The organism is Rhodococcus mengyinensis, assembly GCF_048381435.1.
Lineage (GTDB): Bacteria > Actinomycetota > Actinomycetes > Mycobacteriales > Mycobacteriaceae > Rhodococcus_F > Rhodococcus_F opacus_D.
In genome coordinates this window covers 1-17,738 of record NZ_JBLWIT010000060.1, presented here as the reverse complement: position 1 = coordinate 17,738, position 17,738 = coordinate 1, and the positions used below count along the sequence as shown (strand labels likewise).

Genomic DNA, 17,738 nt, shown 5'->3' with positions numbered 1-17,738 from the left:
GTCTGGTCTCGAACTGGGGTGGACGGTATCGCAGTACCAACCCTTCGACACCGATCAGCACCGACACCTTCCTCGAGCAACTGTGCCGGTGGACTGTCGACACGATCCCCGGACGAAGGTAGCGTCACCGACCGGGTCCCGGCTGCCGTGCCCGTCACCGCCATCCGGTGTGGCGTCCGCTGTAGGCGCACAATGCTCCCCACGCCGCGGCGAAACCGGCGACCTTCGCTTTGGTCGTGGCATCGGGCAGCGCGATTCCGAAGACCACGGCGTCACCGAAATCAGAGACGACCCGGACCACGACGGCGGACCGAACGGCGGCACACCGCAGGCGGCACCCGTTCGACCCGGTCCCCCGCAACTCATCCCTCCTGCGTGGGCCCTGCACCGCCGACGCGGGGGTGTGCACCCCGCGAACGGTGCGGCCTCCCGGGGCGGTCGATCTGCGTGAGACCATGGGACGAGCCGGCGTGAGAGTCGACACCGTCAGGCTGGCACATTCCGGTGTTCAGCCCGACGACCGGCCCATCCCACCTGATCGGCACACCGACCCGGAAGCCGGTTGCCGCCTCGGCGCGGACAATGGAACCAGATTCCCCGCACCGGCCGAAAGGGGCGGACCGATGAATCGGGCGGAAACCGCGGTCCGCCGAATCGACCGCTTCCAGCAACGCCACGCGATCTTTGCCGTCCCGTTCGCGGTGGTGCAGAAGTTCGGCAACGACCAGGCCGGCGGCAAGGCCACCATCATCGCCTTCTACGGGCTGTTCGCCGTCTTCCCCCTCCTGCTGCTGTTCTCGACGATCCTCGGCTTCGTCCTCGCCGGACACCCCGACCTCGAACAACGCATGATCAACTCCGCTCTGGCCGACTTCCCCATCCTCGGCACCCAACTCCGCAGCTCCACCCACCCCCTGCGCGGCAACGGCTGGGCCCTCGTCCTTGGTGTGCTCGGCGCCCTCTACGGGGCCCAGGGCATCGGGCAGGCCGCGCAGAACGCGATGAACACGGTTTGGAACGTGCCGTTCAAGGATTGGCCAGGATTCGTCGGTCGCCGGGTGCGGGGACTGACGATTCTGGTGCTCCTCGGGATCGGGGTCCTGGTCTCGACCACCCTGATCGGATTCGCACCCCGCTTCGGCCCCCTGTCCGACGCTTGGGCGTCTGTGGCTGCTGCCGGTGTCAATTTTCTCGTCTTCCTCGTGTCATTCACGGTGCTGACCTCGGCGACCGTGCGGGTGCGCGACGTGGCCGTCGGCGCCGTCGTCGCCACCGCGTTCTGGGAAATCCTGCAACGCGTCGGGGACTGGTTCGTCCGCTACACCATCAGCCACTCCACCGACGTGTACGGATTCTTCGCCATCGTCCTCGGCCTGCTGTCCTGGCTGTATCTCGGTGCCCGGCTGACCCTGCTCGCCGCCGAGATCAACGTCGTCCTCCGCTACCGGCTGTGGCCCCGATCGATGACCCAGCCCCCGTTCACCCCGCAGGACAAAACCGCGATGGTGCTGCTGGCGAAGATGGAGGAACGACGCCCCGAGGAAACCGTCGACGTCGCATTCGCCCCGGAGGCCGACCGCCAACCACTCGACGAAACCGACCCGACCGAGCATCCCCACGAAGAACCTACCGACCTCCCAGAACGCCCGCCGAAGCACTGACTGCCGAGTGAACAGGGTTGGTTACCCGTGCCGTGATGACGAGCGCGCTCCGGCCGCCTATGAACGGATTGTCGAAATACCGGTAGCTACTCGAGGATCGTGCCGCGTCGAATCGCCGAACCTGAATGAATTGCCCGTTCCAGCCTGCCGATGCACGGTCCACCGATGCCACCCGAACCGCCGACCGACATCCGTGATGTGATTCCGGTCCAGGTGCCCGGATCGAATGGACACCAGCACCACCGCACCGGGCTACAGGTAGACGCCCAGACGAGGGCGAACACCAGCGCGAATGCGGGCAGGTCGATCCCGCAGACCCAGTCCAGCCACCACCACACCGAACGCGTAAGCGCGCCGCAACCAACGGGATCGAGACCCATCAACGCGATCACGAATGGGACCACCTCGTCGTCGTACCCCGAGCAAACCGGTGGGCAACGTAGGCCGATCTCGGCGCGACGGCGGCGCGGCCACATCGGGCAATCAGGTCAGTCGTGTTCGCGGATGAACTCGTGGAAGCCCGGAACCGTGAAGGCGAGGACTCCGCGTTCGGGCGCGTCGACCAGGCCCTTCTTGATCAGTTCGTCGCGCGGCACGGAGAGCGCCGACGCATTCGACTTGCCCATGGCCCTGGCCAGGTCCCGCACGACGACACCATCGCCGTCGCCTCCCTCCGCCAGGGCACTAAGCAAGTCCTTCTGTGCCGGGTGTCGCACGGTCCCAGCGCGATTGGCAAGACCAGCATCCACCTCCTCTCGCGCGATTTCGGTGCCGACCTGCGCGTCCTCGACGGCAGCCCCACGCCGACAAGGAATAGGGGCACCACCGGCGAGGTCTGACTGATCTGATGGATGGCGGTGCTGACCGCCGCCATCTCGTCGGCCGTGCTTCCTGCAGCTCGTCGATCAGGATGAGCGCACCGATACCCAGCTCACGCACGGTCTCACCGAGAACGACGAACAGATCGGTCAGGTCGGTGGACAATCGGCCGGTGTCCGCAAAACCCGCAGCAGGATCGATATCGACCCCGAGCGTCACGACGCCCAGATTCAGCGACACCGTGAACGACTCGAGCACACCCAACCGTGGGGTGAGCGTGCGTAGGTCGAATCGTCGCGTCACGGCCCGCAGGCTGGCGGCGAGCTTGGTGGCGAGTTCCTCGGCCGCGCAGAGAAGCGTCGGTGCCCAACCACGAGCAACCAGGGGATGGCGCCGTCTCATCTCTGTGTCCCGTTTGGGTGTCACGCCTAGCCGGATCCGTCGAGCGAGGACCGACGGACACGACAGGATATCGGCGGCAGGAAACTAGCGGTGACCCGGCTGTTTCCGTCGGCGAGTTGAGCACGCGCAATCGTGCTGCGTACCAAGCGGCGCTGGGGGTAATCGGTCGCCAGGCGCTCTGGTGCTCCGGATCACCAGTTGTGCGCTCAGGCCGCACCGGTTCAGCCGTCGAGCTGGTGTAGCCGCCCCTCACCGGGTGCGCAGTTCGGCAAGCATCTCCTCGGCGACTACTCGGAGTTTGACGTTGCGTCGCATCGACTCGGCCACCAGCAGTTATTCACGGAAGGTGGTGCGCGCACCACGCAGCCCAGAGGTCGCCCTCAGGGGCGGTGCAGGCGACTCACCGGCAGGCAGCGATCAGGCGGAGGTGATCGCTGGGGTGTTGGGGGGACAGGCTGGCGGGTTTACCTGAACGTGGGCAGATGGGTGCGGCCCTGGCCGCTGCCGTTGGCGGTTCGCATCGCGTCGAGTAGCGATTTGACGTCGGCGGTGTGGGTCGCGCTGTCGAAGACGAACCAGACGCCGCGGGCGGGTACCGTGCCCGGGTTGTAGAACAGGTGTGGCCGGCTCGAGTCGAAGCAGAACGAATCGCCGGGGCCCAGATCGTGTTCGTCGAAGTCGAGCCGGAGCCGCAGCGTGCCTTCGAGGATGTACGCGAACTCGGCTCCGTCGTGGCGCATCTGTTTGCCGTCGACCGAGCTGGAGGCGCCGACCTCGTAGGTGACGTAGAGCGGTTCGATCTCGGTGCGCCCCCCGGTGGCCAGCCGCTGCCAGGTGACCCCGTTTTCCATTTCGATGACCGGATTGTCTGCGGCGCGCTGGATACCGGCCGCGGCGTCGCGGTTCTGCGGGAGCTCGATGTCGAGACCGCTGCGACCGGAAAGGATTTTGTCGAGGGAGACCTCGAGCACGGTCGCGAGACCGAAGAGCGTTTTCACCGACGGCTGGGTTTTTCCGTTCTCGACCTGCGAGAGCAGACTGGTGGAGATGCCGAGCTGATCGGCGATCTGGCGCAGTGACAGTTTCTTGGCCAGGCGGGCCCGCTTCAAGGCCACGCCGATTTCCTCTTCCACCACTGTGCCCCGTTCTGTGTGTCTGACGCTCGATATCCACTCTGGCTTAACTCCGGCAGTGGTGCAACACCGCAGTTCATCGCCCGATGTTGACATTCACACTACACGACTTGCATGATTGGAGTCACAGATTTAAGCCAGGATGAATTATTGAGTTGGTCGGTCTGGCATCGTCGTGAACCTGCGCTACGTCGCAGGATGCAACCCACCCAACCCCCTCTGGAAGGAAGAATTGATAGTGAGCAAGATCGAATTGATCGCGGGAACGTGGACGACCGCTGGTGACGCCGACGCCGGCAACGCTGAGAACGATCGCAGTCCGCACAGCTTCCAGGAGCGCATCGAGGTTGCCGCGAAGGCCGGATTCACCGGCGTGGGCATTGGTTACCTGGATCTTCTCGACGCCGAGCAGCAGTACGGGTTGCCCACCGTCAAGACCATGCTCGCCGACAACGGCATCGCTCACCTCGAGCTCGAGTTCCTGGAGAACTGGTTTCTCACCGACGACCGCCGGGCGGCCGCGGACGAGATTCGCGCGAACATGTTCCGGGCCGCCGAGGCCCTCGGCGCCCGCCACATCAAGGTCGGCGGCGACTTCAGCGGTGGTGAATTCGATGCGGACCACATGGCGGCCGAGTTCGTGAAGCTCTGCACCGACGCTGCAAATGCCGGTACCACGGTGGTGTTCGAGCCGATGCCGTTCGTGAACGTCAAGACGCCGCAGCAGGCACTCGAGTTCATCGCCAAGGCCGATCATCCCGCTGGCGGGTTGTTGATCGACATTTGGCACGTCGCCCGCGCCGGCGTCGACTTCGACACTCTCGCCGACATCCCGGCGAAGTATATCTTCGACGTCGAACTCGACGATGCTCCATTGACGTTCGAAGGTGACCTCATCGCCGACACCTTCAACGGTCGCCGGCTTCCCGGTGAGGGCGAACTCGACGTCCAAGGCTTCGTCGACGCCATCCGTAAGACCGGCTACGACGGAATCTACGGCGTGGAGATCCTGTCCGCCGCGTACCGCAAGCTCCCGATCGGCGAGGCCGTTCCCGCCGCCTATGAAGCGTCGATGAAGTACCTGCGCTGACCTGGCCTGATACGGATCGAATACCGAAAGAAGAGGACATCGCAATGGCGCGGTTGGATCAGAAGGTAGCTATCGTCACCGGCGGAGCTCGCGGTATCGGCCGCGCCACGGCGGACCTGTTCGCCGAGGAAGGCGCGAGGGTGGTGGTCGGCGACTTGCGCGAGCCGGAGCCGTTCGATCACCCGAACATCACCTTCACGCCCCTCGACGTCACCCAACTCGACAGCTGGCAGGGGCTCGTCGACTCGGTGATCGCCGCGCACGGGCGGATCGACATCCTGGTCAACAACGCCGGCCTGGTCGGCTCCTACGAAGCGATCGCCAAGATCGACCTCAACGACTGGCACAACATCATCGCGGTCAACCAGACCGGGGTCTTCTACGGCATGCGCTCGGTCCTGCCGACGATGCAGGCCCAGCACGCCGGCTCGATCGTCAACGTCTCGTCGATCTGGGGCATCGTCGGCGCCGCCGGGGTCTCGGCCTACCAGGCCAGTAAGGCCGCGGTGCGGATGATGAGCAAGAACGCCGCCCTGTCGTACGTCGACGATGGCATCCGGGTCAACTCCCTGCACCCAGGTCTGGCCAGCACCCCGATGATCGACGCTCAGGACGAGGCGATCACCGCCGACGTGATCGCCGCCACCCCGATGAAGCGTGCCGCCAATCCCCGCGAAATCGCCTACGGCGCACTGTTCCTCGCCAGCGACGAGGCCAGTTACGTCACCGGCATCGAACTGCCGGTCGACGGCGGCTACACCGCACCGTGAAAGGAGTTGAACCGATGACCGATCGTGGACTGTTCACCGAAGGCCGCTCAGCCGAGGTGGTGATCGACAGCCTCGGAGCCGACACCGATCCCCGGCTGCGGCAGATTCTGACCTCCCTGATCCAGCACCTGCACGACTTCGTCAAGGACGTCCAGCTCACCGAGTCCGAGTGGGAGAAGGGCATCGAGTTCCTCACCCGCACCGGGCACACCTGCAACGACGTACGTCAGGAATTCATCCTGCTCTCCGACGTCCTCGGGGTATCGATGCTGGTCGAGACGATCAACCACCGCGCCCTCGATCACGCCACCGAGCAGACCGTTCTGGGCCCGTTCCACATGGTCGACTCCCCGCCGCGCGAGCTCGGCGACACCATCGCCCTCGACGACGGTGGTGAGCCGTGCCTGGTGACCGGGCAGGTCCGCAGCGCGGACGGCACCCCCTTGGCCGGGGCGAGCGTGGACGTGTGGCAGGCCAACGCCGAAGGCTTCTACGACGTCCAGCAACCCGGCATCCAGCCGGAACTGAACCTGCGCGGGTTATTCACCACCGACGACGAGGGCAAGTTCTGGTTCCGCTCGATCGTTCCCCGGTACTACCCCATCCCCGACGACGGACCGGTGGGGGAACTGCTGGCGATCACCGGACGCCATCCCAACCGGCCGGCGCACGTGCATTTCATCGTCACCGCACCCGGCCACGAACCGGTCACCACCCACCTGTTCGTCGACGGCACCCCCTATATCGACTCCGATGTCGTGTTCGGGGTCAAGGAAAGCCTGATCCGGGAGTTTCCGGTGGTCGATGACCCGGAACGGGCCCGCGAGCTCGGGTTCGACAATCCTTTTCGCACGGTCCATTTCGATGTGACCTTGCTTGAATCCGAGGTACGAGAGGCGGCCGGACTGTGACCTTCACCAGCTCCTTCCACTATCAGGCCCTGCCGATGCGGGTGAGCTTCGAAGTCGGCGCGGTGACCAAGGTCGGGGAGGAACTCGACCGACTCGGGCTGAGCCGGGCGCTGGTGCTGTGTACCCCCGAGCAGAAGCATCTGGCCGATCTCGTCATGGATCATCTCGGTGACCGCGGTGCCGGCATCTTCGACCAGGCTCGCATGCACGTGCCGGTCGAGACCGCGGACCGCGCCCGGGACCGGGCCCGTGAGCTCGGCGCGGACAGCTGCGTGGTGATCGGCGGTGGTTCCTCGATCGGCCTCGGCAAGGCGATCGCCCTCGAACACGGGCTACCGATCATCGCGATCCCCACCACCTACGCCGGATCGGAGATGACCCCGATCTGGGGTCTGACCCGCGACGGGCGCAAGCAGACTGGGCGCGATGCGAAGGTGCTGCCGCAGAGCGTCATCTACGACCCACAGCTGACCGCCACGCTGCCGGCGGAGATCTCGGCCGCCAGCGGTCTGAACGCGGTCGCGCATGCCGTCGAGGCGCTCTATGCCCCGGACGCCTCGCCGATCATCTCGCTGATGGCCGAAGAGGGAGTACGCGCCTTCGCCGAATCTCTGGCCGCGGTGGTCGCCGACGGCAACGATCTCGACGCCCGAGCGAAAGCCCTCTACGGGGCATGGCTGTGCGGCGCCTGCCTGGGGGCGACCACGATGTCGCTGCACCACAAGCTCTGCCACGTCCTCGGCGGATCCCTCGACCTGCCGCACGCCCAGACGCACGCGATCGTGCTGCCCTACGTGCTGGCCTACAACGAATCCCACGCCCCGGCAGCGCGGGCCGCCTTGCAGCGGGCCCTGGGCGCCGACGGTGACCCGTCGACCGCGTTGTGGGACCTCGAACAGCAACTGCAGATCCCGCACTCGCTCGAAGAACTGGGCGTGCGCGAAACCCAACTCCCTGCCGTCATCGACGAGGTCCTGTCCAACCCCTACTCGAACCCGACCCCGGTCACCGAGGACGGGCTGCGCCACCTCCTCGGCCAGGCTCTGCGCGGCGATCGGCCCACCCGCCGATGACCCGGTACGACACCCACCCTCACCCACCCTGAACAGCACAGGAGCCGACGTGACAGCTACCCACGACGCGACGATTACCATCCGGGATCTCGAAAACGCCCGGTACCGGGCGATCGTCGACCAGGACCTGGCCCGGTTCGCCGAGCTCAGCCACCCCGACCTGGCCTACTCGCACTCCTCCGGCGACACGGACAGCCTCGACTCCTACCTCGACAAGGTGCGGTCGGGCTACTACGTCTATCACGACATCGACCACCCGATCGAGTTCATCCGGATCGTCGACGACGTCGCGCTCGTCATCGGTGAGATGAACGCCAGCATCACCGCCGGCGGACGCGAGAAGGAGCTGCGTAACCGGTGCCTGGCCGTATGGAAGTACACCGATGATGCGGGCTGGCGATTCCTCGCCTACCAGCCCACCCCGGTGCCCACCGCGTAACCCCCCCACCCGACTCCCCCGTGCACCGGTGTGCCGGCGGAGCTCACCCCACCCGAACACCAGATTGGATTCCCCATGTCCACCCTCGAGAACAAGATCGCCATCGTCACCGGAGCCAGCCGCGGACTCGGTGAGGGCATCGCCGTCGAACTCGCCCGGCGCGGGGCCACCGTCGTCTGCGCCGACCTGCACAGCGCCGAGGACACCGCCGCCACGCTGCAGTCCGCCGGCAGCCCGAAGAGCAGCTCCGCCAAGGTCGACGTGTCCAGCGCGGCGTCGGTGGACGAGTTGGTCGGTTCCACTGTCGAGACGCACGGGCGCCTGGACATCATGGTCAACAACGCCGGCATTTACACCTACGGTGCAATCGCCGACGTCACCGACGAAGACTTCCGCCGCACCATGGATGTCAACATCGGCGGCGTCTTCAACGGATCCCGTGCGGCCGCCCGGGTGATGAAAGAGCAAAAGTCGGGGCGGATCATCAACACCGCCTCCCAGCTCGGCAAGCTCGCCCGCCCCAACGAGGGCGTCTACTCCGCATCGAAGGCGGCCGTCATCTTGATGACGCAGGCCCTCGGGCTGGAACTGGCGCCCTACAACATCACCGTCAACGCCATCTGCCCCGGCTGCATGCACACCGAGATGATGGAGAAGTCGTTCGCGGAAATCGCTCAGAGCGAGGGAATTACGCTCGAGCAGAAGCTGCAGGACTACCTCGACGCCAAGATTCCCACAGGACGTTTCGGCACTCTCGAGGACATGGGCAGGATGGTCGCCTGGCTGGCCTCCGACGAGGCCTCGTTCACCACCGGTTCCGCCCTCAACCTCACCGGCGGCGAGCAGGTCTTCTTCTAGACCTCCGGCCGCCCCTGCGCAGACACCGCGGTGGTAACCGGTCGGGATTCACCCGATCGGTTACCACCGCGTCTGCATTCAGCCGTAGTGAATCTTTCCCGGTATAACTCTAAAGTCCCCTAGTGTTGACAGTCACACTGAACTAGATGCTAGGGTGTGCGTCACACGGTTAAGTAACGATGAAAAGCCGTCTGGGGCGTCTCTACCCCCGAGCCCCGCAGTACCGCGTTATTTCCCAGCCTGTATCAGGAGCCCTCCCGTGACCTCACAGATTCCCGCTTCGTCACCCGCTGCCATCGAGGCGACCGGGGTCAGCAAGCACTTCGGCGGTGTGCACGCGCTCAAAGACGTGAGCATCCGCATCGACTCGGGTACCTGCCACGCCATCGTCGGCGCGAACGGCGCCGGCAAATCCACGCTGATGAAGGTGCTCGCCGGCCTCTACAGCCCCAACGAGGGGCAGGTGCTGGTCTCCGGGCAACCGCTGTCCGGGGGAACCGTAGCGTCCAAGGCCGCCGGCATCGCACTGGTCCATCAGGAACTGAGCCTCTGCCCGGACCTCACCGTTGCCGAGAACATCTGCGTCGGAACCACTCCCACCAAACACGGACTCGTCGACCGCAAAGCCATGCGCTCGATCGCCGCCGCACTGTGCGCGCGGCTGGGCGTGAACATCGACCCCGACACCCTCGTCGGTCAGCTGCCGGCGACCCTGCAACAGTTCGTCGAGATCGCCAAGGCGTTGCGCCTGGACCCGCAGATCCTCATCCTCGACGAGCCCACCGCCTCCCTGACACCCCAGGAGACCGACCAGCTGCTCGAACTGCTCGAGTCCCTGCGCGATCAGGGTGTGACCATCGTGTACATCTCGCACCGGCTGCGGGAGATCTTCGAACTGTGCAGCCGCGCCACCGTGCTCCGCGACGGCCGCCTGGTCGAGCACCTCGACCTCGCCGAGACCACCACGGATCGGCTGGTCGAGAGCATGGTCGGGCAGAAACTGCTCGACCAGGAACAACACGAGCGGGAAGAGAAGACCGACTCATTCGGTGAGGTGGTGCTGTCCGTCGACAACCTCTGGGCGCCGGGGGTGTTCGGCACCAGCCTCGAGGTCCGTGCCGGCGAGGTCCTCGGTCTCGGCGGTCTGATGGGCTCGGGCCGCAGCGAACTGGTTCGGGCCATCCTCGGCCTCGAACCCCGCTCCCGCGGATCGGTCACCCTCAGCTACGACGGCCACCGCCGCACCATCAGTTCCTACCGCTCCGCGGTCCGGTCCGGCGTCGCCTTCGTCCCGGAAGACCGCCGCACCGAAGGGGTGCTGCTGGCCCGGTCGGTGCGCGAGAACCTGGCGCTGCCCTCGCTGACCGCGCTGAGCCGGTTCGGACAGATCCGCACCAAGGCACTGAAAAAGATGGCCACCGGCCTCGCCGGCGAGGTCAACCTGCGCCCCGCCCACAGCTCGGCCACCGTGAAACTGCTCAGCGGCGGCAACCAGCAGAAGGTCGCTTTCGGCCGGTGGCTGCCCACCAATCCGCGATTGTTCGTCCTGGACGAGCCGACCGCCGGCGTCGACGTCGGAGCCAAGGCCGAAATCCACGAACTGGTCCGCAACCTCACCGCGAAGGGCACCGCCGTCATCGTCGTCTCCTCCGACCTCGAGGAACTGCTGTCGTTGTCGGACCGGATCGCGGTCCTGCGTGACGGCACGATCACCGGCGAACTGTCCGCCGCCGAGGCCGACCAACAGGCCATCGTCCGGCTCGGCACCCATCACGACACCACGCACCAACGTAAGGAAGCCGCACATGTCTGACACCCAGATCGCGCCGGCAGGGAAGGTCGCACCTTACTTGCCGCCCCTGCGGCGCAAATTCGATGAGAACCCCACCGCCATCGTGGTCACCGGGGCGCTGATCGCACTACTGCTGTTCGCCGCGGTCGGACTCGACGGTTTCTGGTCCGCACAGAACCTCGGCACGCTGCTGCGTAACAGCGCCTTCCTCGGATTCGTCGCACTGGCAATGACGTTCGTGGTCGTCTCGGGCCTGATCATCGACCTGTCGGTGGTGCCGCAAATCGCCCTCGCCGCCATCGTCGTGATCGCGTTGAGCCCGCACGGCATCGCCGTGGCCGCACCGGCCGCGATCCTGGCGTGCCTGGGGTTCGCGATCGTCAACGGCATCGGCGCCGGACTGATGCGCGGCAACGGCGTCATCGTCACCCTGGCCACCGCCACCGCCGGCATGGGCGTGCTCAACTACATCACCGGTGGGGCCCAGTACTCCGGAAACACCACGCTGCTGTCGTGGATCGGCAACGCCTCCGTCGCCGGCATTCCGGTGGTGTTCCTGATCTTCGCCGTCGTGGCGGTGCTCGCCCACAACCTGCTCTCCGCCACCAGCTTCGGGTACTCGCTGCGGGCCACCGGCACCAACCGCGGTGCCGCCCGGATCGCCGGCCTGAACACCACCCGCACCCTCACCCTCACCTTCGCCGTCTCCTCGCTCGGGGCCGCCGCGGCGGGCATGGCGCTGGCCGGCTACAGCTCGAGTGCTGTCTCGACGATGTCCGCCGGCTACGACTTCAACGCCCTCGCCGCCGTTGTCATCGGTGGCACCAGCCTCTTCGGCGGCCGCGGGTCGATCCTGGGCACCGTCCTCGGTGTCGCGTTCGTCCAGGTGCTGCTCAGTGTGCTGTCCCTGGCCGGGTTGCCGTTCCAATGGCAACAGTTCGTGCAGGGCTTCATCATCGTCGCGACCCTCGCGGCGGACGCCATCCTGCGCCGACGTGGAGGTCTCAAATGAACGGCCACACTCTTCTGACCCAGTTCAAGAGCTGGACCGCATTCCGGGCGGTGATCCTGCTTGCCTTGGTCGTCGTGGTGCTGCTGGCGGTACAGCCGACCGCACTCGGCTCCTACGGCATCGCCCTGTCCCGCATCGTCGACGTGTGGCTGGTGGCGATCGCGCTGGTCCCGGTCCTCGTCCTCGGCGAGATCGACCTCAGCGTCGGATCGACCATGGCCGTCACCGCGGCCGTCGCCGCGCAGGTCTCCGGCAACCTCGCCGTCTCGATCCCCCTCGCGCTGATCACCGGTGCGGTGGTGGGACTGATCAACGGTCTCCTGGTCGTCAAGGTCGGCATCAACTCCTTCATCACCACCCTCGGCATGCTGATCACCCTGCAAGGTCTCGCCCTGGCGATCACCGACGGCGCCCCGGTGCCGTTGCAGGACTCCACCCGGGCGCTGGAATTCAGCGTCCCGCTGATCGGGCAGATCACCCCGGACATCGTCATTGCCGTTGCCGCGACCGCCGCCCTGTGGTTCTTCATGACCAAGATGCGTACCGGCCGTGAGCTCTACATCATCGGCGGCAACGCCGAAGCCGCGGCGTCGGGTGGGATCTCGATCGACACCCGCAAGATCCTCGCCTTCATCATCTGCAGCTGCGTCGCCGGCCTCGCCGGTGTCGTCGACACCCTCAACCTGGTCGCCGCCTCACCCACCCTGGGATCGACGGTGATGCTGCTGGCGATCGCGGCCGCCGTCGTCGGCGGTGCAAGCCTGTCCGGTGGCCGCGCCAGCGTGATCGGCGCCGTCATCGGGGCGGTCGCACTCGGCGGCATCAGCATCGGCCTGCAGATGAGCGGGCTGGACTCGAGCGTCGAGAGCATCGCCATCGGCGCGATCCTGTTCGCCGCGATCGTCTTGACCAAGGAGGGTGTGCGGGCCCTGCGGCTGCCGTCGCTGCTCGGTCCCCTCACCGGTGCATCCTCGGACCACACAGCTGCCGCAGCAGGAAAGGCACGATGATGGCGCACAAGAATTCACTGTTCCGCCGGGCCGCACTCGCGATCGCCGTCTGCGCGGCCACCGTGCTGACCGGCACCGCGTGCGGCGCTCCCGGCGCGGCAACCGACAACGAGGACTGGCCGACGATCGCTTTCCTCGTGCCGATGGACCGCAACCACGAGTACGGCCGCAACTACGTCTCGTCCCTGCGGAAGGCAGCCGAAGCACACCACGTCAACGCGTTCGTGATGAACTCGAACTACGACGCCTCGGTACAGGCGTCGCAGATGAAGATCGCGATCGCCAAGAAGGTCGACGGCATCGTCATCTGGCCCGCGCTCTACGGCGCCGAACAGCCGATGCTGATCCAGGCCCAGCGGGCAGGAATTCCGGTCGACATCAGCAACTCCCAGCCCCCCGAGGACCTCGACACCAGCCTGTACCACGCGTTCACCGGGCCGAACGACCAACGAATCGGCGAACTCCAGGGCAAGGAACTCGCGAAGCTGCTCGGCGGCAAGGGAACCTACGTCTACATCGGCGGCACCCCGGGCAACGCGGCCGCGATCAACCGTCAGATCGGTCTCGAACGCGAGATGGCCAACCACCCCGACATCAAGCTCCTCGGCTCCCAGCCGGGCAACTTCGACAAGAACCAGGCCCAGACCGCAGCGAGCTCACTGATCAGCCGATTCGGCAACCAGATCGATGCCCTCGTCACCCCGGACGACATCATGGCCTCCGGCGCCGCCCAGGCCCTCGATGCCGCGGGGATGGCCGGACAGGTCAAACTCCTCGGCCACAACTACGCCCCGGTCGCCCGGTCACTGCTCGAGAACGGCTCCATGGCGACAACACTGTTCCAGTCACCATGCTGGGACTCCACCCACGCCCTGACCACCATGACGGACGTCCTCGCCGGCAAGGACGTGCCGCCGGTCAGCTACATGCCGCTGCCGGTGGTCACCAAGGACAACCTCGACGAGTTCACCCCCAACGGCTGCCTGCCCGGGGGGTACTCCGAACCCGCCACCAACTAACGACCCACGCCCGAGAGGAATCACGATGGAAACCGGACTAGGGGACAAGGTCGTCGTCATCACCGGCGCCGGCTCCGGAATCGGAGCCGCATCCGCACGCGCCTTCGCCGCGGAAAACGCCCGCCTCGCCCTGCTCGACCGCGACCGGCACGGCCTCGACATCCTCGTCAAGGAACTCGAGCAGGTCACCGAGGTGCACTACGCCGTAGCCGATCTGAGCACCGAGACCGGAGTGACCGGCGGCCTCGACGAGGTCCTCGCCCCTTACGACGGCCGGGTGGACGTATTGTTCAACAACGTCGGCGCCGGCAGCCTGGGAACCTTCGACAGCCTCACCGACACCGACTGGGTCTCCACCCTCGAACTGAACTTCCTCAGCCAGGTCCGCGCCACCACCCACGTGCTGCCGGCCATGCGGGCCGCCGGACGCGGTGTCATCGTCAACAACGCCTCGGACCTGGGCCGCCAGCCGATCGCCGCCGGACCGGACTACGCCGCGTCCAAGGCAGCCATCCTGTCGTTCACCAGCTCGCTGGCCATCAGCGAGGGGCCACTCGTGCGAGTCAACGCGGTCGCACCCGGCCCCATTCTCTCGCCGATGTGGCTGATGGAGGGCGGCCTCGCCGACACCTTCGCCGCCGTCCACGGCGTGCACCGCGAGGTGTCCATCGACGTCGAGATGAAACATCGCGGACTTCCTCTGCAGCGCATCGGAACTCCGGAGGAAGTGGCCAACGTGGTGGTCTTCCTCGCCTCCGACCTAGCCTCGTACGTCACCTCCTCGGTCTACGGCGTCGACGGCGGATCATTCCGCAGCATCACCTGACCCACAGCGCACACGCGCACCGAATCGGGGCCTGTCAGAACATCGACAGGCCCCGATTCGTCGTGTCGCCACCTTCCTGGGCTGGGTTCTGCGCTCCACGTCGCCCTCCCGATATTTACTCTCACTAAAGTTGTGTGCGCATGGCGAACCGGCTCGTCCACTCGGTCCGTGCTACTCCGCGATGTCGTTTCGACCGCGTCCGCGTGAACGCGGAACCCCGCAGGACTGACACGATTTACGGTTCACACAAACGTTTCTCGTCCATACCGGCTCGCTGAGCGCATCGACTGACCGACGGTCGAGGACAGGAGGGTCGGATTCTTGCCAGGCGTGACCTGCACGAGAAGTGTGTTGACAACCACGGACGCACCCGCGCCATTGCCGCCGCCATCAGCACCGGTCTCGCGCGCGGTGACGATCCTGGCAGTATCGAGGAACGGATCCGGTGCGCCGAAGCGGCTGGCCTTCCCCTCACCCTCTGATAAGGCTGGCAGCCGTCTTTCGTTTCCGCCGTTGCGGCGGATCGGGTCTCGGTGCTGCCGTGTTTGCCCTACTCAGTCAGGGGATGGATTCGCCACCGCCCGTCATCTGGTCGAGGATCGCCTGCTGCGCCTGCATTTCCTCTTCCTCGGTGATCTCACCACGTTCCCGGGCCTCCTCGAGTTCCTCGAGCGCCCGGCGGGCGCGCGCCGGATCGTGCAACTCCTGCTCGACCTGCCGCTGGATCAACTCCGCCAGCGAGATCACCCCTTTGACCGGTTGCAGTGGCAAGGTGACGATGAACGAGAACAGACCCATGCCTTCAGCCCTGCCCCTCAGGCTTCGGGGTGACCACAAAGTCGTATGCCGCTTGCGGTCCGAGCAGCTTCATCTCCACCCGCCCGTCCCACTCCTGGACCAGCGCACTGAGCACCTGTTCGAGCTCGTCCTGACGCTCGACATCGGCGAGCAGCGCCACCTGCACGGCCTCCTCCTCGTGCGTGGGTTCGCGCACGTTCACGGACGAGGCGAGATCGTCGAGCGCCTCGACGACCCTGCGGGTGTCCTGTTCGCGTTTGGCTGCGATCGCGTTGCTCACCAGTTCCCCCAAGGCCATCCGTGCCTGCCGGCTCGCGTCCTCCGACTTGTCGCGGATCTCCTCGCGCAGCGCCGCCGCCTGATCGTCCTCGTCGAGGATCTCCCGCAGGATCGCCTTCTCCACGTACCGGCCTTTCACGATGTACTGGGCCTTGCCCGCCAATTGCTCGAGCGCAGAACTGAACTCGTCCGCGTGCGCCGACAGCAGTTCCTCCTGCACGGCGTCGGCGTCACTGAGCACCGCACCGAACCGCAGCGGTAGCACCGGCGCCACCCCGGCCACCCCGTCCAGCAGATCCGCATGCGCCCGCAGGTCCCCGGGCGCCCCGAGCGCCCGATCCACCGACAGTCCGCTCACCAGGGCGGCAATGTCACCCTGAGTGATCACCTCCACGGTGCCGTCCGCGACCCCGGTCGCATCCTCGGCGACCTCGACGTCGGCCGGGACGATGCCGTAGACATACACACCGGTCGTCTTCTTCGTCTGCTCCGAGGTAGCCATCACCGGTCACCTCGCGTCGACCTGCGCGACACTCGTTCTCGCTCTGGTTCTTCCTCTTCCTCCCCGCCCCCGAGGAGGCCGCCGAGCTTCTCCCCCGCCGATTCGAGCGCCCCCTTCGTCTTGTGCTTGGCACCGCCCTCGGTGGCACCCGAGACGATCTCGGACAGCCCCTTCGGCTCGCTGCCGATCTCGAGCCGGTTCACCGCCTCCGCGAACCGCAGGTAGGTGTCGACGCTGGCGACAACAACGCGGGCGTCGATCGTCAGCAGTTCGATGCCGACCAGCGAGACTCGCACGTACGCGTCGATCACCAGGCCCTTGTCGAGGATGGTGTCGATGACGTCGGCGAGACTGCTCGAGCTGGGTCCACCGGCCGTGGTCATGCGCGTGCTCCTCTCCTACGCCGCGGCGTTGCCTTCTTCGCTGCGGTCTTCTTTGCAGGGGTCTTCTTCGCTGTGGTCTTCTTCGCTGTGGTCTTCTTCGCTGTGGTCTTCTTTGCGGGGGCCTTCTTCGCGGGGGCCTTCTTCGCGGGGGCCTTCTTTGCTGCGGCCTTCCGGGGACGACGCCGCCGCGGCTCGGGACGCCGGCGCGGCGCGGGCTCCTCCTCGGGTTCTTCCTCCTCGTACTCGCCGGTCTCGTCCTCCGGCTCCTCCTCCGCCTCGGCGGTGTCTTCCTCGTACTCGCCGGTCTCGTCCTCCGGCTCCTCCTCCTCGTCCTCGCCGGTCTCCTCCTCCGGCTCCTCCTCCTCGTCCTCGCCGGTCTCCTCCTCCGGCTCCTCCTCCTCGTACTCGTCGGTCTCGTCGTCAGCGGGTTCCTCGTTGTTGTCCTCGGCATCCTCGGGTTCGACTACCTTGCCGTCCCGGATCTCCCCGCGCCAGCCCTCGACTTCGTCAGGATGGAGAATGGACTGCGTCATGACATGGCGTGCAAAGTGTTTCAATTCCAGCCGTGCTCGTCGCCCCTGTGCACGCCACAGGTTTCCCGTCTTCTCGAACAAGCCCTTCGGGTGATACTCGAGGATCAGAACGATGCGCGTGAGATCGGGAGTCACCTCGTGGAACGTCACCGCCCCGTCGATGAAACCCTTGGCACCCTTCGAGCGCCACACGATCCGCTCATCCGGAACCTGCTCGATGATCGACGCTTCCCAGGTCCGGTGCGACAAGAAGATCTGAGCCTTCCACTCGAGCTTCTCGTCCGCCTCCTGCTCCACCCGCTCGACCTTCTTCATGAAGGAGGGAAAGTCGGCGAATTGGGTCCACTGGTTATACGCCAGTTGGACCGGGACACCGACATCGATCGTTTCGACGATATTGGTCAACTTGAGCTTCTTGCCCTTACCGC

General features: G+C 66.1%; 18 protein-coding genes. 12 read left to right on the top strand and 6 right to left on the bottom strand.

The genetic code is table 11. The features are described 5' to 3' along the window. Positions 1-623 precede the first annotated feature (623 nt). Entirely contained in the window at positions 624-1,661 is a 1,038-nt protein-coding gene (locus tag ACNJ7E_RS12445) for a YihY/virulence factor BrkB family protein (RefSeq protein ID WP_280783755.1), read from the top strand. A 488-nt stretch (positions 1,662-2,149) separates the two neighbouring features. Here ACNJ7E_RS12445 and ACNJ7E_RS12440 read toward each other — a convergent pair whose 3' ends face one another. Continuing rightward, positions 2,150-2,353, bottom strand: coding sequence for a DUF8462 domain-containing protein (locus ACNJ7E_RS12440; RefSeq protein WP_280783756.1), 204 nt, complete (start codon positions 2,351-2,353; stop codon positions 2,150-2,152). A gap of 993 nt (positions 2,354-3,346) precedes the next feature. Then, a complete protein-coding gene (locus ACNJ7E_RS12435; RefSeq protein ID WP_280783757.1) occupies positions 3,347-3,997 on the bottom strand; it encodes a cupin domain-containing protein in 651 nt (216 codons plus the stop codon). Between the two features lie 256 nt (positions 3,998-4,253). On the opposite strand from ACNJ7E_RS12435, the gene ACNJ7E_RS12430 reads away from it, so the two are divergent. From ACNJ7E_RS12430 to ACNJ7E_RS12380, 11 genes are all read left to right on the top strand, one after another. Continuing rightward, the gene (locus ACNJ7E_RS12430; protein WP_280783758.1) at positions 4,254-5,105 is read left to right on the top strand and encodes a sugar phosphate isomerase/epimerase family protein; all 852 of its coding nucleotides are present in this window, start codon (positions 4,254-4,256) and stop codon (positions 5,103-5,105) included. 44 nt (positions 5,106-5,149) lie between these two features. After that, entirely contained in the window at positions 5,150-5,875 is a 726-nt protein-coding gene (locus ACNJ7E_RS12425; RefSeq protein ID WP_280783759.1) for an SDR family NAD(P)-dependent oxidoreductase, read from the top strand. 14 nt (positions 5,876-5,889) lie between these two features. Continuing rightward, positions 5,890-6,786, top strand: coding sequence for an intradiol ring-cleavage dioxygenase (locus ACNJ7E_RS12420; RefSeq protein WP_280783760.1), 897 nt, complete (start codon positions 5,890-5,892; stop codon positions 6,784-6,786). Further along, the gene (locus ACNJ7E_RS12415; RefSeq protein ID WP_489686833.1) at positions 6,783-7,859 is read left to right on the top strand and encodes a maleylacetate reductase; all 1,077 of its coding nucleotides are present in this window, start codon (positions 6,783-6,785) and stop codon (positions 7,857-7,859) included. The genes ACNJ7E_RS12420 and ACNJ7E_RS12415 overlap by 4 nt, the downstream gene beginning before the upstream one ends. Positions 7,860-7,908: 49 nt before the next feature. Continuing rightward, positions 7,909-8,298: a nuclear transport factor 2 family protein gene (locus ACNJ7E_RS12410; RefSeq protein WP_418340023.1), complete on the top strand. Its 390-nt coding sequence runs from the start codon at positions 7,909-7,911 to the stop codon at positions 8,296-8,298. Positions 8,299-8,373: 75 nt separating this feature from the next. After that, positions 8,374-9,156: an SDR family NAD(P)-dependent oxidoreductase gene (locus ACNJ7E_RS12405; RefSeq protein WP_120661805.1), complete on the top strand. Its 783-nt coding sequence runs from the start codon at positions 8,374-8,376 to the stop codon at positions 9,154-9,156. Positions 9,157-9,415: 259 nt separating this feature from the next. Beyond that, positions 9,416-10,969, top strand: a complete 1,554-nt coding sequence (locus tag ACNJ7E_RS12400) for a sugar ABC transporter ATP-binding protein (RefSeq protein ID WP_418340022.1) — start codon at positions 9,416-9,418, stop codon at positions 10,967-10,969. Continuing rightward, on the top strand, positions 10,962-11,960 hold the full coding sequence (locus ACNJ7E_RS12395; protein ID WP_418340021.1) for an ABC transporter permease: 999 nt from the start codon (positions 10,962-10,964) through the stop codon (positions 11,958-11,960). Before ACNJ7E_RS12400 ends, ACNJ7E_RS12395 begins: the two co-directional genes overlap by 8 nt. Further along, positions 11,957-12,970: an ABC transporter permease gene (locus tag ACNJ7E_RS12390; protein WP_280783765.1), complete on the top strand. Its 1,014-nt coding sequence runs from the start codon at positions 11,957-11,959 to the stop codon at positions 12,968-12,970. Before ACNJ7E_RS12395 ends, ACNJ7E_RS12390 begins: the two co-directional genes overlap by 4 nt. Next, positions 12,967-13,989 (top strand): sugar ABC transporter substrate-binding protein, encoded by a 1,023-nt coding sequence (locus ACNJ7E_RS12385; RefSeq protein WP_280783766.1) that lies wholly within the window; start codon positions 12,967-12,969, stop codon positions 13,987-13,989. Before ACNJ7E_RS12390 ends, ACNJ7E_RS12385 begins: the two co-directional genes overlap by 4 nt. A gap of 25 nt (positions 13,990-14,014) precedes the next feature. Next, positions 14,015-14,815: an SDR family NAD(P)-dependent oxidoreductase gene (locus ACNJ7E_RS12380; protein WP_280783767.1), complete on the top strand. Its 801-nt coding sequence runs from the start codon at positions 14,015-14,017 to the stop codon at positions 14,813-14,815. A gap of 558 nt (positions 14,816-15,373) precedes the next feature. On the opposite strand, the gene ACNJ7E_RS12375 is transcribed toward ACNJ7E_RS12380, so the two are convergent. The 4 genes from ACNJ7E_RS12375 to ACNJ7E_RS12360 all read right to left on the bottom strand — a co-directional run. Beyond that, positions 15,374-15,613, bottom strand: coding sequence for a gas vesicle protein GvpG (locus ACNJ7E_RS12375; protein WP_105423879.1), 240 nt, complete (start codon positions 15,611-15,613; stop codon positions 15,374-15,376). A gap of 4 nt (positions 15,614-15,617) precedes the next feature. Beyond that, positions 15,618-16,394 carry a GvpL/GvpF family gas vesicle protein gene (locus tag ACNJ7E_RS12370; protein ID WP_280783768.1) on the bottom strand — a complete coding sequence of 259 codons (777 nt, stop codon included), beginning with the start codon at positions 16,392-16,394 and terminating at the stop codon, positions 15,618-15,620. Further along, a complete protein-coding gene (gene gvpJ, locus ACNJ7E_RS12365) occupies positions 16,394-16,777 on the bottom strand; it encodes a gas vesicle protein GvpJ (protein ID WP_280783769.1) in 384 nt (127 codons plus the stop codon). Before gvpJ ends, ACNJ7E_RS12370 begins: the two co-directional genes overlap by 1 nt. Beyond that, positions 16,774-17,738, bottom strand: a 965-nt coding sequence (locus tag ACNJ7E_RS12360; protein WP_418340020.1) for an SRPBCC family protein, incomplete at its 5' end; no start/stop codon positions are given. The genes ACNJ7E_RS12360 and gvpJ, both read right to left, overlap by 4 nt.